The sequence below is a fragment of the Methanolobus vulcani genome (assembly GCF_900100715.1).
GTDB lineage: Archaea > Halobacteriota > Methanosarcinia > Methanosarcinales > Methanosarcinaceae > Methanolobus > Methanolobus vulcani.
In genome coordinates this window covers 498,390-522,844 of record NZ_FNCA01000001.1, presented here as the reverse complement: position 1 = coordinate 522,844, position 24,455 = coordinate 498,390, and the positions used below count along the sequence as shown (strand labels likewise).

22 protein-coding genes and 1 tRNA gene are annotated in these 24,455 nt (G+C 42.6%); 5 read left to right on the top strand and 18 right to left on the bottom strand.

Annotated elements, in window-relative coordinates:
* Window positions 1-53: 53 nt before the first annotated feature.
* Both BLP52_RS02290 and BLP52_RS02285 read right to left on the bottom strand, forming a co-directional pair.
* The gene (locus BLP52_RS02290) at window positions 54-3,542 is read right to left on the bottom strand and encodes a PKD domain-containing protein (RefSeq protein ID WP_091708314.1); all 3,489 of its coding nucleotides are present in this window, start codon (window positions 3,540-3,542) and stop codon (window positions 54-56) included.
* Between the two features lie 318 nt (window positions 3,543-3,860).
* Window positions 3,861-5,207 carry a homocitrate synthase/isopropylmalate synthase family protein gene (locus BLP52_RS02285; RefSeq protein ID WP_091708312.1) on the bottom strand — a complete coding sequence of 449 codons (1,347 nt, stop codon included), beginning with the start codon at window positions 5,205-5,207 and terminating at the stop codon, window positions 3,861-3,863.
* Between the two features lie 258 nt (window positions 5,208-5,465).
* Here BLP52_RS02285 and BLP52_RS02280 point away from each other — a divergent pair, with 258 nt between their 5' ends.
* A complete protein-coding gene (locus BLP52_RS02280; RefSeq protein WP_091708415.1) occupies window positions 5,466-5,969 on the top strand; it encodes a TrpY family transcription regulator in 504 nt (167 codons plus the stop codon).
* A gap of 59 nt (window positions 5,970-6,028) precedes the next feature.
* Here BLP52_RS02280 and BLP52_RS02275 read toward each other — a convergent pair whose 3' ends face one another.
* Window positions 6,029-7,237: an NAD(P)/FAD-dependent oxidoreductase gene (locus BLP52_RS02275; RefSeq protein ID WP_338011363.1), complete on the bottom strand. Its 1,209-nt coding sequence runs from the start codon at window positions 7,235-7,237 to the stop codon at window positions 6,029-6,031.
* Entirely contained in the window at window positions 7,218-7,922 is a 705-nt protein-coding gene (locus BLP52_RS02270; protein ID WP_238380688.1) for an HAD family hydrolase, read from the bottom strand. The genes BLP52_RS02275 and BLP52_RS02270 overlap by 20 nt, the downstream gene beginning before the upstream one ends.
* Window positions 7,923-8,077: 155 nt before the next feature.
* Here BLP52_RS02270 and BLP52_RS14250 point away from each other — a divergent pair, with 155 nt between their 5' ends.
* Window positions 8,078-8,233 (top strand): hypothetical protein, encoded by a 156-nt coding sequence (locus BLP52_RS14250; RefSeq protein WP_154717768.1) that lies wholly within the window; start codon window positions 8,078-8,080, stop codon window positions 8,231-8,233.
* A gap of 59 nt (window positions 8,234-8,292) precedes the next feature.
* Here BLP52_RS14250 and BLP52_RS02265 read toward each other — a convergent pair whose 3' ends face one another.
* Together BLP52_RS02265 and BLP52_RS02260 are read right to left on the bottom strand one after the other, a co-directional pair.
* The gene (locus tag BLP52_RS02265; RefSeq protein WP_091708308.1) at window positions 8,293-9,243 is read right to left on the bottom strand and encodes an alpha/beta hydrolase; all 951 of its coding nucleotides are present in this window, start codon (window positions 9,241-9,243) and stop codon (window positions 8,293-8,295) included.
* Window positions 9,244-9,293: 50 nt separating this feature from the next.
* Window positions 9,294-9,365, bottom strand: a tRNA-Arg gene (locus BLP52_RS02260).
* Window positions 9,366-9,754: 389 nt separating this feature from the next.
* On the opposite strand from BLP52_RS02260, the gene thiS reads away from it, so the two are divergent.
* A complete protein-coding gene (gene thiS, locus BLP52_RS02255; protein ID WP_091708307.1) occupies window positions 9,755-9,949 on the top strand; it encodes a sulfur carrier protein ThiS in 195 nt (64 codons plus the stop codon).
* 37 nt (window positions 9,950-9,986) lie between these two features.
* Here the strand turns inward: thiS and BLP52_RS02250 are convergent, their stop codons facing one another.
* On the bottom strand, window positions 9,987-10,301 hold the full coding sequence (locus BLP52_RS02250; protein ID WP_091708305.1) for a transcriptional regulator: 315 nt from the start codon (window positions 10,299-10,301) through the stop codon (window positions 9,987-9,989).
* A 236-nt stretch (window positions 10,302-10,537) separates the two neighbouring features.
* On the opposite strand from BLP52_RS02250, the gene BLP52_RS02245 reads away from it, so the two are divergent.
* On the top strand, window positions 10,538-11,278 hold the full coding sequence (locus BLP52_RS02245) for a HesA/MoeB/ThiF family protein (protein ID WP_091708304.1): 741 nt from the start codon (window positions 10,538-10,540) through the stop codon (window positions 11,276-11,278).
* A 210-nt stretch (window positions 11,279-11,488) separates the two neighbouring features.
* On the top strand, window positions 11,489-12,937 hold the full coding sequence (locus BLP52_RS02240) for a sensor histidine kinase (RefSeq protein ID WP_091708302.1): 1,449 nt from the start codon (window positions 11,489-11,491) through the stop codon (window positions 12,935-12,937).
* A 68-nt stretch (window positions 12,938-13,005) separates the two neighbouring features.
* Here the strand turns inward: BLP52_RS02240 and BLP52_RS02235 are convergent, their stop codons facing one another.
* The 11 genes from BLP52_RS02235 to BLP52_RS02185 all read right to left on the bottom strand — a co-directional run bounded on the left by BLP52_RS02235 (window position 13,006) and on the right by BLP52_RS02185 (window position 24,454).
* Window positions 13,006-13,371 carry a helical membrane plugin domain-containing protein gene (locus BLP52_RS02235; RefSeq protein WP_238380687.1) on the bottom strand — a complete coding sequence of 122 codons (366 nt, stop codon included), beginning with the start codon at window positions 13,369-13,371 and terminating at the stop codon, window positions 13,006-13,008.
* 12 nt (window positions 13,372-13,383) lie between these two features.
* A complete protein-coding gene (locus BLP52_RS02230; RefSeq protein ID WP_091708300.1) occupies window positions 13,384-14,574 on the bottom strand; it encodes an NAD(P)/FAD-dependent oxidoreductase in 1,191 nt (396 codons plus the stop codon).
* A 243-nt stretch (window positions 14,575-14,817) separates the two neighbouring features.
* Window positions 14,818-15,129, bottom strand: a complete 312-nt coding sequence (gene rpsJ / locus BLP52_RS02225) for a 30S ribosomal protein S10 (RefSeq protein ID WP_015052947.1) — start codon at window positions 15,127-15,129, stop codon at window positions 14,818-14,820.
* A gap of 37 nt (window positions 15,130-15,166) precedes the next feature.
* A complete protein-coding gene (tuf, locus tag BLP52_RS02220; RefSeq protein WP_091708298.1) occupies window positions 15,167-16,435 on the bottom strand; it encodes a translation elongation factor EF-1 subunit alpha in 1,269 nt (422 codons plus the stop codon).
* 122 nt (window positions 16,436-16,557) lie between these two features.
* Window positions 16,558-18,756: an elongation factor EF-2 gene (locus BLP52_RS02215; protein WP_091708296.1), complete on the bottom strand. Its 2,199-nt coding sequence runs from the start codon at window positions 18,754-18,756 to the stop codon at window positions 16,558-16,560.
* 32 nt (window positions 18,757-18,788) lie between these two features.
* Window positions 18,789-19,349, bottom strand: coding sequence for a 30S ribosomal protein S7 (locus BLP52_RS02210; RefSeq protein ID WP_091708294.1), 561 nt, complete (start codon window positions 19,347-19,349; stop codon window positions 18,789-18,791).
* 4 nt (window positions 19,350-19,353) lie between these two features.
* A complete protein-coding gene (locus BLP52_RS02205) occupies window positions 19,354-19,782 on the bottom strand; it encodes a 30S ribosomal protein S12 (protein ID WP_023845898.1) in 429 nt (142 codons plus the stop codon).
* 50 nt (window positions 19,783-19,832) lie between these two features.
* Window positions 19,833-20,258, bottom strand: coding sequence for a NusA-like transcription termination signal-binding factor (locus BLP52_RS02200; protein ID WP_023845899.1), 426 nt, complete (start codon window positions 20,256-20,258; stop codon window positions 19,833-19,835).
* A gap of 14 nt (window positions 20,259-20,272) precedes the next feature.
* Window positions 20,273-20,560, bottom strand: a complete 288-nt coding sequence (locus BLP52_RS02195) for a 50S ribosomal protein L30e (RefSeq protein ID WP_091708292.1) — start codon at window positions 20,558-20,560, stop codon at window positions 20,273-20,275.
* Between the two features lie 104 nt (window positions 20,561-20,664).
* Window positions 20,665-21,777, bottom strand: coding sequence for a DNA-directed RNA polymerase subunit A'' (gene rpoA2, locus BLP52_RS02190; protein WP_394328622.1), 1,113 nt, complete (start codon window positions 21,775-21,777; stop codon window positions 20,665-20,667).
* A gap of 31 nt (window positions 21,778-21,808) precedes the next feature.
* Complete coding sequence (locus tag BLP52_RS02185) at window positions 21,809-24,454, bottom strand: DNA-directed RNA polymerase subunit A' (RefSeq protein WP_091708288.1); 2,646 nt, start codon at window positions 24,452-24,454, stop codon at window positions 21,809-21,811.
* Window position 24,455: the final 1 nt, after the last annotated feature.

Sequence of the window (24,455 nt, the reverse complement as noted above, 5' to 3'; positions counted from 1 at the left end):
TAAAGAGTAATCAGTACCGGATCTCTGATCCGGGATCTGATCAAAAAAGTTGGTTACAGTTGCTTCTTTTCTTCGTCATCTCTTCTTTTCAGGAATAAGATAAAGAACCCAGCTACAATGAGCAGTGCAAAAAGTCCTACGATCTTCAGTGTGTTACTTTCTCCCTGCTCTTTCGCGATATCTTCATAATATGATGTCCCTGTATCTCCTGATGAGCCTGCTGAAATAGGACTGTCATCAAATTTGTCTGGAGATCCGGAGTTTGCGATATCAGTATTTTCAGATACTGCCACCTCATCAGTTGTTTCCGCTACAGTTTCTTCATCGCTCCAGAATAGGAGCTTTTTGAGATAATATGGTATTCCACTTCCAGTTGACACTGAACTGTATTGATAGTTACAGGTGACAGCAAATGGGGAATATCCTGAAACATTCCTCACAATGAAGTATGAGTAAGTACCATCATTTCCTATAAGCTCAGGAGTATATGCTTCCCATTGTGGATTAGCCCAGTGTCTCAGGTATACAGTACTGACTATTAAAGTTCCTCCGTCCTTTTCATTAAGCACTCTGAACTCTATACTTCGGTTGCTGCTTTGGTTGTTTACCAGCGTATCGTTGTTGAAGCTTATATCGAAGTACTGGTATATTGATGAGCTTGAGAAATCAATGCTCGACTCGTTTATAGCAGAAACATTCAGTACTTCCACCCTGACCTCTATCCCGGTGGTATTGTTGCCTGTATTGAATGATGTTGAAGTAATGCTGCATGCAAGGCCGTTATCGTCAGTTTTATTGTTGTTGGTTGTGTTGAAACGCAGATACTTATCACTGCCATTTATTGTAATTGTCGGAGTGGAGTTAATCACCATTGTTATATTATCTCCGCTTTCAGATGAACCTGTAACTGTCCATTCCCACGAGCGTGTGTCAGTCCGTCCAATGCTTTCATTGCTGGTCTGAACCGATATATTATAAATATCCATGAAGAAATCACTCTGGTTGATATACTGGCTGGTATTTATTAGACAGTATGACGTACTGGATGAATCATTTGCATTGCTGTACAATGTTGCCCCTGTTCCATTTACAGGATTTCCATCAATAATCCATACAAAGCTGGAGTAAAGGGTGCTCTGGATGCTGAAGTTAAGTTCTTCTCCATATGCCGATATTGCTGATGTGTTCTCAGGTGAGTACGTGTAGACCGGTTCATCCGCACATCTGACGTTCATCAATTTTGAGGATGTACCGTTACTATTCTGTACGGTGAGGTTTACCGTGTAGTTACCGGATACAAAGGTGTGTGTAGTGTTGCTTTCAGTTGAATTGCTTCCATCTCCAAAACTCCAGTTCCAGTTTTCCACAAGTCCTGATGAGTTATCAGTGAAATTAACTGTAAGAGGACTTATCCCTCTTGTCACGTTTGCACTAAAATCTGCAATCGGCAGAATGGAGACATTCATCAGAATGTCACCTGTTGTATTCACATTTCCTGCAATATCTATGAATGTGCAGTTATAGATAATCTGGCTTACCAGTGTTCCCGAATTGCTTGCAGGAATATCTATCGTCCATGAGTAGTTTCCTGAACTTGTATCCATCTGGTATTCATCGCCATCAACAGTTACATTGTAACTTACTATAGTTGAATAATCAGTAACGTTTAGTTCAAGAAGCACACTATCTCCGGTATTTGCATTAATAGGCATACTTGTCCATGAATACACAGGATTTGATCTGTCAACCAAAAAAACATTGGATGCGGAGTAGTTAATATTGCTGGCATTGTCAATCGCTTTTATGTGAAGATACCAGTCACCGTCATTCTGGTCTATTGTAAGTGTGTCTCCGCTATCAAAAGGAGTCCATGCAGACACATTAGCTACATTCGGGTCAAGTATCCATGCATAGTCCAGCTCATTGATGCCCGATACCGTATCAATTACTGTTACAATAGTACTATGGCTCTGGTTATATGTGCTGTTACCATTTTCACTGAAGTATGTTATAGGCAGACTATTGTCTAACCTGAAAACATTTGAAACGGAGTAATTGATATTTCCAACATTGTCGGTTCCACGTATATGGAGATACCAGTCGCCATCAACTGAATTTTTTGTCAGTGTCCCAGCGTTTGCAAAAGAGTTCCATGATGAAACGGAATCCACGTTCTGATCCTGTGTCCATGCGTAGGCCATCTGCGAAATACCTGCAAGTGCATCCGTTCCGGTCACCATGGAACTGTGGCTGTTCGCATACGTGCTGTTACCATTAGTCCCATAAGCGATTACCGGTGCAAGTGAGTCTATGGTGAATGTGACATCACGAGCTGAGGAATTATCCTGAGTGTCGTTGGCATATACGCGGAACATTGCACTTCCTGTATTGTCTTCTGGTAAGGTGAATGCCATACTGTTGGTGTTCAGCAGGTTACCTATAAGGGACCATGTTCCGTTGAATAGCCAGAGGTCGTATTTCACACTGTCACCTTCAACATCAGAGGATGATCCCCAGGATACAGTCATTGAGCTACCTCCTTTTTTTATCTGGCTGCTCGTTGGTGATGTGAATGCTCCTGGAGTTGTTGGTGCATCATTTACTGAAGTCACGCTCACAGTAACTGTGGTTGATAGTTGTGGTGAAGCATCACCACTCATTCCTCCGTATTCAAGAAGATATCCATCTAAGCTTGCAGTATCTGGAAGGTCATTCCAGGTTCCGTGATTTGATGAATACATCTGTGCAAAATTTTCTGCTGGAGCACAGTTGTTTGGCTCACTACCACCATAACTCAGAAGATGTCCATTCCATTTGTTGTATTCACCATTGTATGGCGTTCCGGTGACGCCGTTCCCTACATAGAATAATCTTCCAGCTCCTCCATCCTCTGTCCCTTCAGGACCGGTTACCCATCGCCAATATCCTTCAGAAGCATCATCACTTCCTCCTATCCATGCGTCGGCCTGTATCTTTTCCATCAGGAAATTGTTCTCTTCATCAGAGGTGATGGTTGCCAGGTATCCCTGCATACCTTCCATTGTTTTTGTATCTGCATTTGCTTTTGCTGTTGCCCATGTTGAAGTGTAAGACACATACTCGTAGTAATGTCCGGTCCCTTCAAAATACAGTGTACTTCCTCCCAGGACAAAGGTAATCTTTCGATTTGCAGTGTTTGGATTTTGATTTATGTTCTCGTACCTTACATTTCTGAAAGCTGCCTGATATGCGGCCGCATTCCCGCTTCCTGAAAGTGTGAGAATACCAGTTGATGTGCTGAAACTTCCTGTAATGCTTCCTGTAGTTGAATACCTTAAATAGTCCTGTCCATAGACATAACCATCGCCAATGTAGACCTTAGCTGATGTGTATGTATACTCACTACCGGTGATTGTCAGCCCCGGGTCTATGTACATATCATCGTTTTCGGTATAGGTTACAGAGGCGCTTGAAGCACTTACTGTGGTTGCTGCCTGTGCGGCGGACGTTAAAGCGACACAGGATATTAATAAAAAACATATAATGGCAATAAATCTGCGCATAAAATCCTCTCTCAGTTAAACTTTATGATTGTCATGTCTAAATGCTAAATCGATTGATTCTTTTCAAGTTTGCATTGACATAATATATATACATATTAAGTTAATCTATTAACTTTAATAAACTTTAATATATTTTAATATTTTCGAGAGATGAGTTTGCAGTATGTTCTCTTCAGGTATTTTCGTAGGCTTCAGTGCTCTCATCGGCAAATGATAATAATAACAAATAAAAGAATGCGCTAAACATCTTATGTATGTAAAAATATAATATTAATGAATAATCGCTGCCATCCTCAGACAGCAGCTTCAAAAAAAGAATTAGTCAATTGTGTCGTGCATGCGAGGCTTGATCTCGTTAATGTCACTTGACTCACTGACATCGCCGTTCTCTTCCTCATCCTTGCGGTGCATGTCCTTACTGACCATCTGGTTGAACATGAAGTACTTCTTCACGTAAGCCATGACCTCTTCGTCGGATATGCATGAAACTCTCTTTTCATCGTTGTAGAGCTTCTGAATATCTGCCTGGATAGCCCTGAGACGCTTATCGTTCTTGTCTATCTCGATATTCACTTCCATAAGCTCGTTAAGAGTTTCCTGAACCTTGTACCTCAGCACCTCGATACCTGAAGAGTCACCTATTAGGAATATCCTCTTACCACCGACTATCTCTGGTGGATATGGTTCGTAGGTGAACGGATTCTTGATAACACCTGCGGAGTGAATACCTGATTCGTGAGCAAACACGTTGTTACCCACAACAGACTTATTCCTTGGGATACGGATACCAATCTCCTTCTCCATGAACCTTGAAAATTCTACAAGGCAGTCAAGGTTGTACTTGTCAAAGCCTTCGATACGCCTTGCAAGGAACAACAGGAGTTTTTCCATCTCGGCATTACCTGCCCTCTCACCGATACCAAGGAAAGTTACATTGGACCAGTTTGCACCGTGCCAGTAACCTGCAATTGAGTTAGCAACTGCAAGACCGAAGTCATCGTGGCAGTGGGTTTCTATATTCTTGACATTGAGTTCATCCTTCAGGTACTTTGTGATCATTGGCACGCCGAAAGGTTCGTCCACATCTGTAAATGGAATTCCAAAACCGATAGTGTCACAGATACGTATAGTGCAATCCGGGTCGATGTCCATTATTTTCTTTATTAGTGGGAAAGTGAAATCATAGTTGTCTGCACGTGTCATATCCTCGATGTGAGCTCTTGTGCGAAGTCCGTGGTCAACTGCATACTGGAGTGCGTTGAGGTATTTTTCTTCTGCAGTCTCGCGGGTCAGTCCCATCTTATCAACGATGTGTGGGTCTGATACTGACATCAGGATGCCTGTTTCCTCAATACCGTCAATGTTCAGGACCATATCAATATCTGCAGGGTTTGCACGTGCCCATCCAGTGACCTCTGGGAACTCGTAACCGTGGTCCATCATGAGCTTGATAGCTTTTCTGTCCCTTTCGTTGTAAACAAAAGATTCAAGCTTCTCGATTCCGATCCTGTGAAGATACTCGTATATCTGGAGCTTCTGCTGACTCTTCATGACAATACCAGGCATCTGTGCCCCGTCCCTGATAGTGCTGTCACTTATAGATACTTCCTGCCCCAGTGGTAATTTGATTTTTGGAAGATCGTCATAATCTTTGTATATTTTCATTTGATACCTCCATTTCTCCTTTTTTTAAATTCTAAAAACTCCAGAGCTTAAATTAGTGTATTTGTCATAAAACGAGTTAGTGTTAGTACTCTAATTAAGCATATCACTCTGGATTATCACTTCATGAGTTGAATTGTAATTTATTATAGCTGAACTCCTACTTAAAATATCGTTTCCATATATAAGGGAGGATATCTTGTTCCTCTGCATAGAACTAAACCTTTAAATCTTTATATTTTAAAAGATTACATGGTTGATATGTGGAGTATATTACTTAGAAAATTTGAGAAATACCCGGCCCAGCAAAAGGTTCTGAAGCTTCTTTTCGAGCGTGGTTTCCAGGTAAACGATGAAGGAAAGGTCACCTCAGGTGCAATAGAGATCGCACATACACAACTTGCCAGAGAAGCAGGAGTTGACAGGCGTGTTGTAGATTCCACAACAGAGGTCATACTTTCAGATGAGCAGCTAAGGAAAATATTCCAGAACGTAAAATCAATTCCTTTTCTACGCGACGTAGCTCCATTAATGGGGCAGGGTGTCATAATCATAACTCCTGATGATGCTTCTCACAAGGGGATCATATCTGAGGTTTCCACAGTTATCGCACAGCACAATATCAGCATCAGACAGGCTGTATCAGATGATCCGTTATTCACAGACGAACCCCGACTTACAATAATCACTGATACCAAGGTTCCAGGCAGTATCATTGAAGAACTGCTCAAACTGGATTCTGTAAAAAGTGTGAATATTGCCTGATCATTTTAGATCGAAGATCAGCAGGCTACATATTTTGTAATATGTCACTGTGATCATATTCAGAGTACCGCCTTTGCAAAAGCTCTGAATATCTTTAGCATATGCACCGATTTAGATGGGTGCAGCATCTTTTTTATCAGTATTGAAGGATGGTCCATGTCACCGTAACGTGTTATTGTATCAAGAATAGTAGAATTGTTCATAGAACCTATCAGCTCATCTATTTCTTTATCTTTAAGCCCGGCGGCAAACCTGTGTATTCTCATTCCCATGGCAAGTTCCTTTCCAAGCTTTGCTCTCCACTGCCTGTCGTATTCAGAAAGGAATGATGCCGAGCTGTTCTCCTGTTCTGCAGCCTTTGCAGCAATTTCACCTGCGATCTTTGCACACACTGCTCCGGTATAGATGCCTCCTCCTGATGTGGGTTTGACCTGTCCTGCAGCGTCTCCGACGATAATCACGCCATCTGAGTATGTTTTTTCAAGAGGTCCCAGGGGAATTCCCCCCATTACAAGATCAAGCTTCCCGGCACTATATCTTGAAGCTACATGCTTATTTTTTGTAAGCAGATTCTCAAGGACCCGGTGTGCTGGCATTCCATATTTCGGGTCAACAGCCATTCCAACACGTGAAATACTTTCATTGACAGGAACGGTCCATCCAAAGAATCCGGGAACCTGTGAGCCAAGGAATAGTTCCACAAAATTAGTATCATCACTTTGGTAAGGTACTTCGGCCTGAATTCCCGGCAGCACTTCGATTACATTTCCAAGTCCGGACCATTTAGCAATCTGGCTGCGAACACCGTCTGCACCAATTACTACCTTCGCTTTCAGAACCTGTTTTTCACCGCTCCTAACTACGGAAACCTTCTGCTTATTCTGTGATCTCTCTATGCCCGTAACTCTTGAGTTCAACCACAGGTCAACATCTTCTTCAAGAGCTTTGGCAGCAAGTTTCCTGTCAAATATCTTTCTGGAAACAACGTAAGCTTTGGTTTTCTTCCCGTCAACTGGCAGGCAATCTCCCTGCATTGGATGAATAAATGCTCCTCTTACAGAGTTCAGGATGGAGCTGTCCGAGGGACCGATCTCACATTCGCTGACCGCTCTTGTGCTTAACAGTCCGGTGCATCCCACCGGACTACCTATGAATGCGTGGTCTTCTAAGATCAGCGTTTTTGAACCATTAATTGCAGCATATCTTGCCGCCACAGAACCAATTGGTCCTCCGCCTACAACAATAACGTCATATTCTGTCATTTTCACTGAATTCAAGTACTATTTCCAGAACCTCACGGAAGTTGTTGAGGGTTCTGTCAGGTTTGTATTCACCTGATGTCCTGTCCATTGTGCTGTTGCGGTCTCCATAAGCTGCATAAGCGGCCATCATGCCAAGTTGCTTTGAAGGAGCTATATCCCTTCTGAGGCTATCACCGACAAAAAGTGTTTCTGAAGCTTTAAGCCTCATAGTTTCAAGAGCATATTTGAAAGGTGTAAGGTCCGGCTTTTTCGTACCGGTCATGTCATGGGCTGTAAGCGAATGTACCATGTCTTCAAGACCTGTTTTCACAAGTCTTTTTCTTGCATTGTCGCTGTTGGCATCGGTCACAATTCCAAGCACCATTCCTATTTCATTAAGTTCTTCCAGGGTTTCCCTGACATAAGGGTAGAGCCTGATATGATCTATCTTCTGTGTTTCATAGATCTTGACACAACTCTGGTATTTTTCCAAAGGATCAATTCCATTGTCAAGCATGTAGTCCCTGATATTCTCCGGATTTTCAAAACCATGAGTTTCCCTGCGGAAATATTCGAACAACTCTTCCGGGTCACCTGCGCCAAGAAAACCGACAACTTCTGTGCAGGCGATCATCTTTGCTTCCACAAAGTCAAAAAGCGTGTTGTCCATATCAAAAATGACGCCTCTTATGTTCATGCCCATTTTATCCATTTTTTACCCTATTTCATGCCCTTGTTCTGGATTTAATGCTCGTTTTCTATATATAAATTCGGGACATTATATCTGCACTAGTATATTTTATATATTTTATATGTGTATAGTAATATGTAGCTAACTTTATGTGTCTGGACAGGGAGGTACTGAGTTTGCCTGAGTTGAAGAAAAAACACATTAATAATAACGAATCAACACAAAAAACAGATGTCAGTTCAGGATTTGAATATGAAAGAGTTGTTCGCTGCGAAGAAGAAGGATTTTATTCTACATGTGGGCAGGCATTCATACGCATCCAGAGGAACTAATTACTGCATCTTTGAACTATAATGGGACTTCACTTTTTTGATTTTCTATTTTATCTTTGTTATTGAAACATTATCTCAAGCTCTTTTTGGATATCATCTGCCATAAGCCGGGAATATCCATGTGTGCTTCCGTTGATAGGATAAAGTACCTTAGGTTCTTCAGCTTTATCATAAGTTCGGAGTGCCAGTTCATAAGGAACAATGCTGTCGTTTACAGAATGTAACATAACAAACCTTCGTGTGCTTATCATTCCCAGATAGTTGTCAGGGTCAATTGACCTGTAAAACCTATATGCGTTCATGTTAACATTATCATTGACTTCTATCGAGTCAGTGTCATATCCGCTTGTGCTAATTCCAATAACTCCTTTTATTTCAGGTTCTATTGCGGTTGCGATTATGGCAAATCTGCCACCATTACTGAGACCAAGCATTGCAATGTCACTTCCATTTACTTCAGGTTGTTCACCAAGAACATTTGCAGCGGCAAGTGCATCATGCACCATCATATATTCCACAGGCTCTGTTCCATTAATGTAAAGTGCCAGGTCACCTTGCGGGTTAATTCCTCCAAGATTTCTCTGGTCTATAGTTATGGATGCGTATCCAAGGGACGAAAGTAACTGAGGCACTGTTGTCTGTTGTTCTTTTGACACTCCTGCCCCGGGAAGAACTACAACACCAGGTACATTTGTACCTGACTCAGGAATCCTTATAAGTCCTGCAATTTGAGAGCCACTACTTTCAAAACTGACTTCTCTGATGATGTCTGCATCGTTAGCTGCGGATATGTCATTTGAGCTGTAATCAATGTTTTTTATTGCTGGAAAGGAAAGAATGCCTCCATCCGAAACAGACCATTGATCACTGTCATTCGAACTATGCATGATTCCTATGGCACCGGCTGCCATGAGCAGTATCCCCAGTGCAAGCGGGAGGAGTTTGACTTTCATCTTCTGTTGTTCGGTTTCAGTCTTCCTTTTTCCTTTCGAGGTGTGTTTCTGACTCATGGGATCGCCAAAAATGATTTTGATAATATGAGATTATATGGATTATGAGTCGAACCTGCCGGGAGTCGAACCCGGGTTCTAAGCTCCGGAGGCTTAAGTGATATCCGCTACACTACAGGTCCTTTTTTGATATTTTACTTGAACTCATTTTGCATGTTTCTCATTGAAGATAAATATAGTGTTAGTATCCTATGGATGTTTCTTATCTATTTGCTTTAGATTTTAACACCAATGTGTTTTATTAGTCAACATACGAACGTTATCCTTAAATATCACAATTGTGTATTAGGTTCTATCACAATTGTGATACGGCATTTATTTGCCAATTACCAGGAAATTGGTGCAGTTAAGATTTCCTGTGAAGAAAAGCTGTCCCGGTTCGAGTCCGGATCCTGGCTTGAGGTTTAACCTCAAATCCCGCAGGAGTCTTCTGACTCCTGCTGAAAAACGTCTACTTCAAACTACCACTCCAGACTACTTCCATATTTTATTTTTTTAAGAAGGTAAATGCATGAAAGTGATACTTCCAAACGGTGATATACAGGAACTGGCCATGGGGCCTTTGACAGTAGAGGAATTGCTGCAACATCTGGACATAAGTCAGGGTGAGGTTCTGGTATCTAAGAACAAGTGTATTATTCCTGAAGACACCATTCTCGAAAACAGTGATGATGTGCGAATAATTCAGGTTGTGTTCGGAGGTTAGAAACTCCGGCAAAGTAGATTCTTAGTTTTTAAAAATATTAATTGTCATTAACACATTGCTGACCTTCTTCCCTAAGTTGTCTGCATATTGCACATATTCTTGAAACAAGATCATCAACCTTTTCTTCTTTCAGGTCCTCGGCAAGCTGACGGATAGATGTTTTAACTTCATGTTCAAGCACTATCCTGTATCCTCTCTTCTTGGACAGGTATTGTGAAACCGCAGAAGGTGCCATATCAAGCTGTTTGGCAATTTCCTGCTGTGACAGTCCGCAATTGATAAGCTCTTCTGCAATGGCTGCTCTTATGGCGGGTAATACGTCCCAGACTATCATCTGACATGGTAATTTCATTTTCATTCCTTTTGGTTTTTGCTTTCAAATTAAAAGTCTCACAATTGTGAATATATCTTTCATATTTAATATCTTTTGTTGATATCGGGAAGATCTAGCAGGCGATATTGGCAGTTTAGACCTCTGGACTTATATTGCTTGACTACTTATGAAGTTATAAACTTGATTTCGGTATTGTAGTCAAAATCATACTAAATTCAACTATGATCTACAGCGATCCAAATGGGACCTATTCTATGTTAAGCGATGATGAACTTCAAAGATACAGTAGACAGATCATGCTTTTTGGCAAGGGCGGTCAGAAGCGCTTAAAAGATGCCACAGTATTTATAGCAGGTGCCGGAGGACTTGGCTGTCCTATTGCATTGTATCTAGCGGTTGCCGGGATAGGTCATTTGAGGATCGCAGATAAAGATGTTGTGGAGCAAACAAATCTTAATCGTCAGATCCTGCACTGGGAACAGGACATTGGCAAAGAGAAAGTCATATCTGTAGAGGAAAAGCTCAGAATGATAAATCCTCACATAGAAGTCCGGTCATTTTACCTGACAATAGATGAATCCAATATAATGGACCTTGTGGCAGATGCAGACATAATAGTCGACGCAATGGACAATTACCATGTCCGCTATTTATTGAATAAGGCTTCCCATGAGAAAGGAATTCCTCTGGTCCATGGTGCAATTCGTGGCTTTGATGGTCAGGCGATGACAATCATCCCTGGGCAAAGTGCGTGTTTTAATTGTGTATTCCCATCTGAACCGCCATCGGAAACTTTTCCGGTAGTAGGTGTTACTCCAGGTATAATTGCCATGATACAGGCTAATGAAGTCATTAAATATTTGCTTGGAAAAGGTAAGCTCCTGACTAATCGTTTACTGATATGGGATGGTCTGAACTCTGAAATGGATTACATGAAAGTCTCTAAGAGGTCTGATTGCAAAGTATGTGGCAAGAGTATTGTTGATAAGGACTGAAATTAATTCCATTTGATGTTTGCTCCAGTTTTCATTATCTATAATTCTATATTTGTTATTGAGCTGTCCCTTCAAAAATTTTAAGGCGTTTCAAAGAACCGATCCTGTTGTACGGATATGTGCAGTAGAAAACGAAGTCATCACAATAATTTTATATTATTACTTTGCTTTTGAACATAGGGTTAGTGTAACAAACGTGGAGATTACGGTGTGAATTTACAAAATGTATATGAGAAATATTCTGAAACAGTTATTGTAATTCTGGTTCTTCTGGCATTATATCGTATTAGTCTTGAAAGCTATCTTTTATTCCATAGTATAGTTGAGGTAGCAAGTATAGTAGTTATTGCTGCTGTTTTTCTTATTGCATGGAACTCCAGGGAATATTTGAAAAACTCATATCTTTTGTTCATAGCAATAAGTTTCTTTTTTGTATCATGGATCGACTTTCTGCATATAATTAGCTACAAAGGAATGGGCATTTTTCCAGGCAATGATGCAAACCTGCCTACTCAGTTATGGATAGCTGCCAGATATATGCAAAGTATCTCACTTTTGATCGCTCCTCTTCTTATGAAAAAAGAGCTCAATTACAGAAAAGTTCTCGTTATATATTTTGCATTTACGTGTCTTATCTTCGCAGTCATTTATCAGGGCTATTTCCCTGATTGTTATATCGAAGGCAGTGGTCTTACTCAGTTCAAGATCATAAGTGAGTATATTATATCCTTGATATTACTTGCTTCCGCCATATTGCTTCACAGGAATAAAGATCAATTTGACAGTAAGGTCTACAGCTTGATCATAGCTTCTATTATTCTCACAATATTTGCAGAACTGGCTTTCACTTTTTATATAGACGTTTATGGTTTTTCGAATCTGATGGGTCATTTCTTCAAGCTGTTGTCATTTTATCTTATTTATAAGGCAATAGTCGTCACAAGTCTTGCACGTCCATATGATCTTCTTTACCGGGAATTAAAAGTGAGGGAGTATGAACTTATTAAGAAGAAAGAAGCACAGGAAGATCTGCTGGAAACATTGAGTCTGGTGAATCAGATACTCAGACATGATGTTCTTAATGATCTGAATATTATTTCTCTTTCAATTGATAATCTGAAAGAGAGAATGTCCGAAAAAGAACTTGATCTCTCGGAAAAGGCTGTGAAACATAGCACTAAACTTATTCGTGAGATGAAGGATTTTGAGTCATTGATGTATATCAGGGAGCTTGTGACAATTGATCTTCGTATACTTGCATTAGAAGTTTCTCAGGAGTTCCCTGTAAAGATCAATATATCCGGATATTGTTCGGTAAAAGCGGACAGTGGTCTTCATTCGGTAATCGGCAATATAATACAGAATGCTATTATTCATGGGAGAGCAGATACTATCGATCTCCACATGGAATCAAAGGAAGATTATTGTGAACTTAGAATATCAGATAATGGCAGTGGTATACCGGATAAGATAAAAGGACGCATATTTGATGAAGGTTTCAAATATGGCAGAACCGGACACACTGGTCTTGGATTGTATATTGCAAAAAGGATAGTCGAAAGATACGGTGAGATATCCCTGGAGGATAATACTCCATCTGGAGCTACATTCATTATCAAATTCTACGACAGTAACAGGGACAATGGATGCGAAGAATAGACAGTTAATGAAGTTCCTTATAAAGAAAAGAAAATTCCCGTATAATCGGGAATCTCTGTTTTATGATTTTATTCTTCGGCAGCTCTTCCTATTGCTTTTACAAGTGTGAGCATAACTCCCATTCCTTTCTGGAAGTCTTCATCTCCCATTTGTTTTAACATTCCTGCCAGACCTACTTTTGGAGGGTTAAGAATTGCTTTATCAAGCTCAGGATCCTGAACTGCTCTTTCCATTACTTCTATTAAGTCAGTGCACATAATGGCGTTTGTGAGTTTCAGTACTGTGGATGTGAGGTCTGCAATTCCGTGGGCTGTCTGATCATTGATGTAATCCTGCAGTATTCTTGCTGTTCTGATAAGGTCTAAGACAGCTTCAACGTCAGCTGGTCTGATTTCGACACCTGATATCTGGTTCATAAGGTTTTCATCGCTCATTTTCTCATCTCCTCAGAACAGTCCTTTTACACTAATGTCCCAGTGTATATGGTAATACATGCGGTATAGGAACCATCCCATTTTAGTTGTTGAGAATGCTTCCGGTGATTTGTTATATTTCCAGGTGGCAATGTATCCCCTTCCAGGAGTAGAAGGCGTTTCCAGTTCGGTAACAAGTGGACATCCTGTTTCGCCTTCATAAGGTGTCTGGATTCCGTTTCCATAGATATCATTCTTTAGGCTCTGGCTCACTGCAATTGCCTGATAGTGAGCACCAATCCCTGTTTTGAGGATGTCAGCAGGCCCCAGATCTCCAAGAACATAGACATTGTCATGGTCACCTGCCGGTCCACGGTATTGTAGTGTGGCTTTATCTGCAGAAAGCCATCCTTTCTCGTCCGTAAGTCCGGCATTGATCAATACTTGTGGTGCTTTGTGTGTTGGAACAGTTATCAGCAGATCGTAGCTGACTTTCTCTCCACTTTTTGTTGTGATTTCTTTTTTGGCTGCATCTACATTTGTCAATGGGGAATTCCTAATAACTTCTATACCCTTTTCATTCATCTGGGATGTTACAAATTTATTGAATTCAGGGGGTCCTATTGGTTCCATAGGCCATACAAGTGTTAATTGTACATCGTCTCTGATCTTCTTTACGTTGCGCAGGTAGCTTTCCAGCATAAATGTGAATTTTACTGGTGCACCGGGGCAGGGTACAGGCATTGAGGCAACTGAAACTACAACTTTTCCACTGCTTATATTTTGAACAAGATCTCTGACCTTGAAGGCATCGTCCATTGATGTGTAAAAAGTGTTCAAGTCATCTGTAAGTCCGGGGACAGTCGTAGGATCCGCTCTGCATCCCATTGCGATAACAAGGTAATCGTAAGTATATTTTTTATCGCTCTTGACTGTGATCTCTTTGTTATTAAGGTCAACAGCCGTTACTTCCCCATCTGCTCCAAAAAATGATTTGACCCTGGGGCTGATAAGCTTCTTGCGGGGTCTTGTGATGTCTTCAGGGGTATAAAGTTCAAAAGGAATAAAGGTGAACCCACCCTGATTTATATTAGTGTCATTCTTGTCTAGAATAGTCACTTCTAATTCGTCTTTTGCAATCTTATTTCTGAATTCTCTTGCCAATATGTTAGCTACTACCGATCCGGCATAGCCAGCTCCCAATATCAATACCTTTTGTTTCATTATAAAACCCCATATTTTTTATGAGTTGCTTGTTTACATAAATTTTGCGGTACTGATACTTTTATTCAGTAGTATTTAAGTAGATGGAAGAACTTTTTAAAATAGATTGTTTGCAGCAGTTCTGTCTGTGAATCTTTCATAGCCAGCACTGGCTGGCTATATGAAAGTTAAGAAGTAGAGTAGGTTACAGATGTAATCTGTAACTTAAGGGTTATAGTTATTGATGGGCAATAACTATAGTTTTTAGTTCTGGAGTACTATCTCGATATTGATGTCCTTTGGTACTTGGATACGCATGAGCTGTCTGAGTGCGCGCTCATCTGCTGCAATGTCGATGAGTCTCTTGTGTACACGCATTTCCCAGTGATCCCATGTAGCGGTTCCGTCACCACTTGGACTTTTACGGACTGGTACTACCATTTTCTTGGTAGGTAATGGAACTGGTCCTGAGATACTTACACCTGTTCTGTCTGCAATAGCTTTTACCTGATCGCAAACACCATCAAGGTTTACAGGACTAATTCCTGATAATCTTATTCTTGCTTTCTGTGACATGTTGCTCTTCTCCTAAAAAAAGGAAAATTTGAGTGTCTTACTTCTGTTTGACACTCATGCACATGCCAGCGGCAATGGTCATACCCATATCACGGATAGCGAATCTACCGAGCTGTGGGATTTCCTTTACAGGCTCGATTACCATTGGTCTGGTTGGCTTGATGGTTACAATTGCTGCGTCACCGGCCTTGATGAATGCTGCATTCTCTTCCTTGACCTGACCTGTCTTTGGATCAAGCTTCTTGTCAATGGACATGAGAGTACATGCAGTCTGGGTGGTGTGGCAGTGGAATACTGGTGTGTATCCTGCTGTGATTGCAGATGGGTGCTGAAGGACTACGATCTGTCCTGTGAACTCGTCTGCTACAGATGGTGGGTTTGCTGTTGGACCACAGACATCTCCTCTGCGTACGTCATTCTTGCCTACACCTCTTACGTTCCATCCAATGTTGTCTCCAGGGACAGCCTGTGGAACTTCTTCGTGGTGCATCTCGATTGACTTTACTTCACCAGCTACGCCACTTGGGTTGAATATTACATTGTCACCCTTCTTCATGATTCCGGTCTCTACTCTACCTACTGGTACAGTTCCGATACCGGAGATGGTGTATGCATCCTGTACAGGGATACGGAGTGGAAGTGTGTCTGGCTTTTCTGGTTCCTTGAGCTCGTTGAGGCATTCAAGGAGTGATGGACCGGTGTACCATGGAGTGTTAGGGCTTGACTTTGTGATGTTGTCACCCTCGAATGCGGATGTTGGTACGAATGGGATCTCTGATGCCTTGAATCCTACCATTCCGAGAAGCTGGCTTACATCTGCCTTTACCTGGTTGTATCTCTCTTCGCTGTATTCAGCTGCATCCATCTTGTTTACAGCAACGATTAGCTGGTTGATACCGAGTGTTCTTGAAAGGAAAACGTGCTCCTTTGTCTGTGCCATTACACCATCAGGTGCTGCTACGACAAGAACAGCTGCATCCGCCTGTGATGCACCGGTGATCATGTTCTTTACGAAGTCACGGTGACCTGGACAGTCTACTACTGTGAAGTAGTACTTGTCTGTGTCGAATCTCTTGTGGGAGATGTCGATGGTAACTCCTCTCTCACGCTCTTCCTTGAGTGAGTCCATTACCCATGCGAAAGCGAAGGATTCTTTTCCTTTCTCTTTTGCTTCTGCCTTGTATTTCTCGATAAGGTGAGCAGGTACTGCTCCTGTCTCGAACATCAATCTTCCGACAAATGTTGATTTGCCGTGGTCTACGTGACCGATAACTGCTAAGTTCATGTGTGGTTTCTCAGCTGCCATTTTCATATCTCCTTTAGTTTAATATCAATATATCAGTTTGATTTGCCATAATAGGTCTTTTTACGTTTAAACCTTTCTGACGAAATAAGGTTTTGCAGTTAAAATACTGCAAAATCCTGTGATTACATGCTAAGGTAATCAGATGCCTGTGGAAGCTCCTTCTTAAGTCCCTTCCTTTCTCTGATACCACATACAATCTCTGCTGTCATGTTTGCTGGAAGTGTGTCAAATCCTGCAAATTCTGTGCTCCACATTGCACGTCCTTCTGTTGCGGATCTTATGTCTCCTGCAAATCCGAAGAGTTCGGATACTGGTGCCCTGGACTCGATGATGGTCATGTCACCTTCAGCGATCATGTTGATGATGATTCCACGGCGTCCCTGGATTTCCTTGGTTGCGCCACCCATCTGGTCCTGTGGTACCTGAATGAATACCTTCTGGTATGGTTCGAGAAGTGTGTCATCTGCCATGAGCATTGCTGCCTGGATACCCTGTCTTGATGCAGGAATTACCTGTGCAGGTCCTCTGTGGACTGCATCTTCGTGAAGCTTTGCATCCATGAGCTTTACCTTTACACCCATACATGGTTCCTTTGAAAGAGGTCCTCCCTTCATTACTTCGTGGAATCCTTCAAGGATGAGCTCCATAGTTTCGTTAAGGTGCTGGATACCTTTTGTCATGTCAATGTAAACATTGCTCTCGAAGATATCTACAATACCCTTTGCTTCGTCCTTGTCCAGACCTGCTTCCATGAGCTTCTCTCTACGCTCGACTTCAGGCATGCGCATGGAGATTTCACCAGCTTTGATAAGGTCTCTGACGCCTTCCTCGAGTGGCTCGATCTCAACATAGAATCTGTTGTGTCTGTTTGGTGACTTTCCTTCTACAGGACCTGCACTGCCACGGATGGTTTCACGGTATACTACAATAGGTGGTGTGGTTGTGATCTCTACGCCCTTGTCACGCTCAATTCTGTGTGCAATGACTTCAAGGTGGAGTTCTCCCATACCGGCCATAAGGTGTTCACCGGTCTCTTCGTCAAGTGTGATCTTAAGTGTTGGGTCTTCCTTTGCAACCTGTCTCAGTACATCAACAAGCTTTGGAAGGTCCTTCATGTGCTTTGCTTCTACAGCAACAGTAACTACAGGCTCACTTGCGTGGGTGATACTCTCGAAAGGCTCCATACCTTCAAGTGTTGTTACTGTTGAACCAACAATAGCATCTCTAAGCCCGGTTACAGCTGCAATGTTTCCTGCAGGGATCTTCTCCACTTCAAGTCTCTTTGGACCCATGAAAACACCGACCTGCTGAATTCTGTTCTTTCTTGATGTGCCGGATACGAAAACTTCCATTCCACGCTCAAGAGATCCACTGAATAACCTTCCGGTTGCAACTTCACCTGCATGTGGGTCCATGGTAATGTCTGTTACCATGAAAGCAAGGTCAGCTTTAGGGTCTGCATTGATCATTGATTTGTAAATCGGAGAAGTCTTGTCTCCGTGCCAGATAGCGCTAATCCTTCCTTCCTGTGCCTCAAGAGGTGATGGAAGGAACCTGATTACCATATCGTTCAGGACTTCATGGAGTGGGCACTTGTCTGCAAGTTCCCTTATGCTATTTGGATCCTCTGATTTGTTGTAATCATAGATCTGCTGGAAACTGACTCCGGTCTTCTGCATCATTGGTACACTGATTGCCCAGTTGTACAGTGCTGAACCGAAAGCTACAGTACCTTCTGCTGCATCGACTTTCCATCCTGCCTTGTAACGCTCTTCGTTCATACCCTTAATGAGCTTGTTTACGTGGTCAATGAGCTTTCCGAGTCTTATCTGCATTTCCTGTCCGTCGACCTGAAGCTCATTGATGAGACGGTCTACCTTGTTGATGAACAGAACTGGCTTGACGTGTTCCTTAAGTGCCTGCCTCAGAACGGTCTCTGTCTGTGGCATTGTACCTTCTACAGCATCAATTACCACTACTGCACCGTCCACAGCACGCATTGCACGTGTGACGTCACCACCAAAGTCTACGTGACCTGGTGTGTCGATAAGGTTGATGAGATATTCCTGTCCATTATACTCGTGGACCATTGAAACATTTGCGGAATCAATTGTAATACCTCTTGCTTGTTCCTCTTCATCAGAGTCTGTCCAGCATGCGTTACCTGCAAGCTCTTTAGAGAGCATGCCTGCGCCTGCAAGAAGGTTGTCTGATAAAGTTGTTTTTCCGTGATCAATGTGCGCAACGATGCCGATGTTACGAATCATCTTTGGCTCGCTCATGAGCGTTGCGACACGGTCGACCATTTTATCTTTTGCCATATTAATTACCCTTACTTAATAATTGTACAGCGTTAACGTGCTGCCTTTGCGACTCTTTCTTTCGCATCTTTCCTGTTGATCGAGAAGCATTTTGCATCGCGGTTTGAAGCTGCAATAAGCTCTGCTGCAAGACAATCTGCTGCACTTCTCTTGGATTTGAAAGCTGCCTGGTTTGCACCCTTTGTGATGTATCTAAGTGCGGAGTCAACACGTCTCTGTGGAGCTGTGTCTACTGCCTTTGGTACAGATATTCCACCATACTTAAGTCTGACAACTTCTTCCCTTGGGCCTGCATTTGCAATAGCTTCTACAAGTACCTGTACAGGGTTCTTCTGTGTTCTCTTGTTAATGATATCGAAAGCTTCAGAGACGATCATCATTGCTCTCTGCTTCTTTCCTGTGTTCTGCTCGTTGCGCATGACGTTGTTAACAAGCCTCTCTACAATGCAGATGTCTGACTTGTTGAACTGCTGTCTTGCATGCTTACCATTTGTATGTGGGATGATTACAGGGTCGAGATTGACGTACCTTCTGATTCCCTGATCAGCAACCTCTACCTCGCTGAGATCCCATTTTCCGAATAATTTGTACATAGGATTATCTCCTTGGTTTCTCTTTACGGCCAATGACCATCTCTCTTAAAGATACATTGTTAACAGCGGTTACCTTAAAGCGTACTCCGGGAATATCTCCCATTGCACCACCCATGCGGCCACCGATTCTTTCTACTGTAACTTCGTCGTGCTCGTCAATAAAGTTGATAGCTCCGTCCCCAGGGCAGAAAGCTGAAACCTGACGCCCGTTCTTGATCAACTGAATCCTTACACATTTCCTGATTGCTGAGTTTGGCTGCTTAGCCTCTACACCCACTTTCTCCAGTACGATACCTCTGCCCTGAGGTGCACCACCAAGAGGGTCTGCTTTTACGTCAAGACCTAGTGTGCGCCTGTTGTAGCGAGGATCCTTCCACCTTGCATCCTTTCGCATGCGCTGAAGTGTGTGAGCTGCATATTTTCCATTTGGCATATTATATCCTCCAATTAATGTCTTTGATGAGTATGATATTATTCGAACGATCACTGCAGTATTACGTCATCTATGTCGTGATGTCTCTTTGCGACAAGTTTGACCTTTTCAATGTTTTTCCCATTGCGTCCTATGGCAAGACCCTTGTCCTTATTAGATACTTCTACATAAGCTAATCGTTTGTTGTTTCTGCTTGTGATGTTCACTGATTTGACAGTTACCGGACTGAATGCATTTTTGATGAAAACACCGGGTTCGTCCGAATATTCGACAAGATCTATCTGTTTATCCACTGTTTTCTTCATACGGTTGATATGGTCTCCCTTTCTTCCGATGGCAGCACCCATGTCGCCTGCCTTTATCACATATATTATCCTTCCGTCATCGATTATACAATCTTTGACCGCCGCGCCGGTTAATTTTTCAAATAATGCGATGTATCGGATACCTTCAGTGGATAACTTGATCTCGCCCAAATATCGCAACTCCTTTAAGCGGCAGCCAGAATATCAGACTCTCCGCTGTCAATGATTGCCATTGCAGCGATGATGAATGGTTTTCCGCATGCAGGACCAAGTTCTGTTCCTGTGCCTGGGTAGTTGAGTATCGGTACGTTTGTGCTTTCGATCTTGGCTCTCACGTCTGCAGGACAATTTGCAGCGAGTACTACCATTTTAGCGTCATTGCTAACAGCAGCATCAATGGTCCTGTTTGACCCAATGATCACCTTTCCGGTTCTGATCACTTTGATAAGTGCTTTGTCAATGTTAATATCCATTTTATATCAACTCATTTATAACGTCAGTTTGAGATTTGTATTAATAAGTGATTCCGTATATTTACTTTCTGGTTGTTCTTTATATACTTCTATATAATGAAGCGTTATTTTGTAATGAGATGTACATCTCCTGTTCCAAGCTTTATAGGCTGTCCCACGATAATGTTCTCTGTAACTCCATTAAGTTCGTCGCGGTCTCCGCGCATTCCCGCATCAAGCAGGTGGTTAACAGTAACTTCGAATGCTGCACGGGCGAATACACTGGCTTTCTCTCCGGAAATACCGTGTCTTCCGATCTGCTTTACTTCTCCATCACAGCACATGATATCTGATACAAGCATTATGTGTCTGATATCTACAGTAAGACCCTGTTCTGAAAGTGTGTTAGTAGCTTCAGTTATTATTGAATTCCTTGCAGCTTCGATCCCAAATACATCATAGATCTCACCGATATTGTTTGTGGATGTCCTTGTAACATCGACACCTTCAATCTGGAGTACTTCTTTAAGCTGTGAACCTTCTGTATAGAGGGTGTACTCCTCACCATCTTTTCTGATAACTACCCTCTTGATACCTTCAATTCCTTTAAGGGTAATTGAGTGTATGTTCTTTGCAAGCTGGAGCAGCTCACGGTATGATGGTGCATTAGGTGTGACAATTATCTGATTTGCAACACTGCCTGAAACATTCACCATGACATCCAGTTCATCACGAAGTTTATCAGCTATTTCGTCAGGAGTGAGTGCTCTGTGGGTAAGTGTTTTCTCATGCAGATCGATAATTAGCTGCATATTTGCAAGGTCAGTTGTTATGTCTGCAAGGTGTTCTATATGAGTTGCCTCTATCTCCCATGCAAGCCTGCGTGCTTTATCCCTGTCCTGTGCGTATTCCTCTTCCAATGCGATTGTCATCATCGGTGTGCTTGGTGTCTTTCTTGCATCCACGATCTCAATAAGACGTGGCAGACCAAGGGTAACGTTAATTTCAGCGACACCCGCATAGTGGAAAGTACGCATGGTCATCTGGGTACCCGGTTCACCAATGGACTGTGCTGAAACCACACCCACTGCCTCACAGGGCTCTACACATGCATACTCATAACTTTTCATAACCTGCTCGATGATATCTTCAAGCTCTTTCTTTGTAACTCCGACCCTCATCACGTCATCCTTTAAGGTCTTCATGATGTTCTTCGGAAGATCGAGCCCTGCGATCATTGCATCAATAGTAGCTTCACTGATCGTCATTTTAGTTCACCTCCTTCCCGGTGACTCTCCTGACGATACGATGGATCGCTTCAGGTTTACTATAGTCACTCTTTGTGGAGTCAATTCCATCTTCACCATATTTGAACTGGACAATGACACCACGTGTTTCTCTTACAGAACCGTCATACTGGACCTCAAGATCCTGCAATGCGTTAACAAGTCTCCTCTGCAGGTAACCTGACTGGGAAGTACGAACCGCAGTATCTACAAGACCTTCACGACCACCGATTGCGTGGAAGAAGTATTCTGTAGGGTTCAGTCCGCTCTTATAACTTGCCTTAACGAAACCGTGAGCATCTGCACCAAGGTCACCCTTGTCAAAGTGTGGGAGTGTTCTTCCTGCATAACCTCTTCTTATCCTTTCACCACGAACCGCCTGCTGTCCTACACAGGCTGCCATCTGAGTAAGGTTAAGCATTGAACCTCTTGCTCCTGACTTTGCCATGAGCACTGCAGAATTCTCAAGACCCAGCTGTTTACCTGCAATATTACCGGTCTGGTCCCTGGCCTTACCGAGTTCCTGCATGATCTTCATTTCAATTGTTTCATCAAGTGTACGTCCTGGCAATGGTTCAAGTTCCTTAGCCTCATAAGCTTCAATGAGCGTTTTGACCCTCTCTTCAGCCTCATTCAGGAGATTTCCTATCTGGATCTTCGCAGTAGGGGGTATGTCTTCGTCACTTATTCCGAAACTAAGGCCTGTCTTCATCACACCACGGATAGCAAGTCTGGTAAAGTCATCTACAAACTTAGCTCCTGCTTCTGAGCTGTATTCCTTTACGACCTTATCGAGGATCTTTCCTTTGAATGCACCAATGGACTGTTCGTCAATAGTTCCCTGGAGCATCTCTCCATCTTCTATGACCACATATGCATTGTATTCGCAGTCCCTCTTCTTACAGGTATCACACTTAAAACAAGCCTGTGCAGGGAACTCCAGGTAAAGTCCTTTTGGAAGGATCTGGCTGAAGATCTGCTTACCGTTCCACAGTGGTTCTCCGTTCTCTGAGTAGCTTGCAGGCTCCGGCAGGTCTCTTATATCAGATTTTCTTAGAAGTTCAAGAGCTGCGTTCTTTGTGATTGCATTTTCGTTCCTTGTAAGCAGGAAAAGACCTGAGATGTGGTCGTGTATACCACCGATAATTGGTCCGCCGAAACGCGGGGAAAGAATGTTCTCCTGGACCTGCATAAGGATGCTGGCCTCTGCCCTTGACTCTTCGGTCTGAAGAACGTGCATGTTCATTTCGTCACCGTCAAAGTCAGCGTTGTATGGTGCACATACTGCCGGGTTAAGTCTGAATGTCTTAAATGGAAGTACCTTTACTCTGTGGGCCATGATACTCATCTTGTGAAGTGAAGGCTGCCTGTTAAAGAGGACAATATCGCCGTCCATAAGCTGTCTTTCAACAGTCCATCCGACTTCTATCTTCTCTGCGAGTTCTTCCTTATTAATTTCAGAGACTCTGATACGTCTTCCATCATCACGGATTGCATAATTTGCACCTGGGTGAACTTCACTGCCGCGCTGTACGTACATACGAAGAAGCTCAATGTTCCTTGTGGTGACCTTTTCAGGGATTGTCATCTGCATGGCAATTGCAAAAGGTACGCCTACTTCATTGATACTGAGGTTTGGATCAGGTGAAACAACTGTACGTGCTGAGAAGTTCACACGCTTACCGGACAAACTTCCTCTGAAACGTCCTTCCTTACCCTTAAGACGCTGTGTGAGTGTCTTAAGAGGTCTTCCTGATCTGTGTCTTGCAGGAGGTACACCTGATACTTCGTTGTCGAAGAAGGTTGTAACGTGGTACTGGAGCAATTCCCACAGGTCTTCAATAATAAGCTGTGGAGCACCAGCATCCCTGTTCTCCTGGAATCTCTGGTTAATCCTGATAATATCTACAAGCTTGTGGGTCAGGTCATCTTCACTGCGCTGACCGGATTCAAGTGTAATTGAAGGTCTGACAGTTACCGGTGGTACTGGGAGTACAGTAAGAATCATCCATTCCGGCCTTGCACTTGAGGGGTCCATTCCAAGAACTTTTACATCCTCATCTGGAATGTTCTCAAAACGGTCACGAATCTCGGTTGGAGTTAGCTTGTGGCCGTCTTCAATGTAATCACTTGGCTTTTCGAACTTGATCTCAAGCTGTTCGGTTGAGCAGTATGGGCAGGTCTTTGATTTGCGTGCTTCCTTGAATACTTCGTTGATAATATTGTCCGGAAGGTGTCCCATTTCCTTGCAAGTGTTTAACTGGTCGAGGAACTCTTGTTTCTTACTTGCATCTAGAAGTAGTCTGCTACAGTTGCGACAGACTGAACGCAGTGTCTTGCGTATTGTCTTGTTAAAACCAACGTGAATTACAGGAGCAACAAGATCTATGTGTCCGAAATGTCCCGGACATTCTCCTGCACGGCTGCCACAGGTCTTACATTTAAGACCCGGGTCGATAACTCCAAGGCGAAGGTCCATAAGACCCATGTCAATTGGATAACCGTCGTCGTCATAGGTATCAGCGGTGATGATTGCGGTTACACTCATCTTCCTTACTTCTTTAGGAGAGAGTAGACCGAATTTAATTGCGCCGACCCTTTTTGGAATTGATGGAATATCATTGTTCATT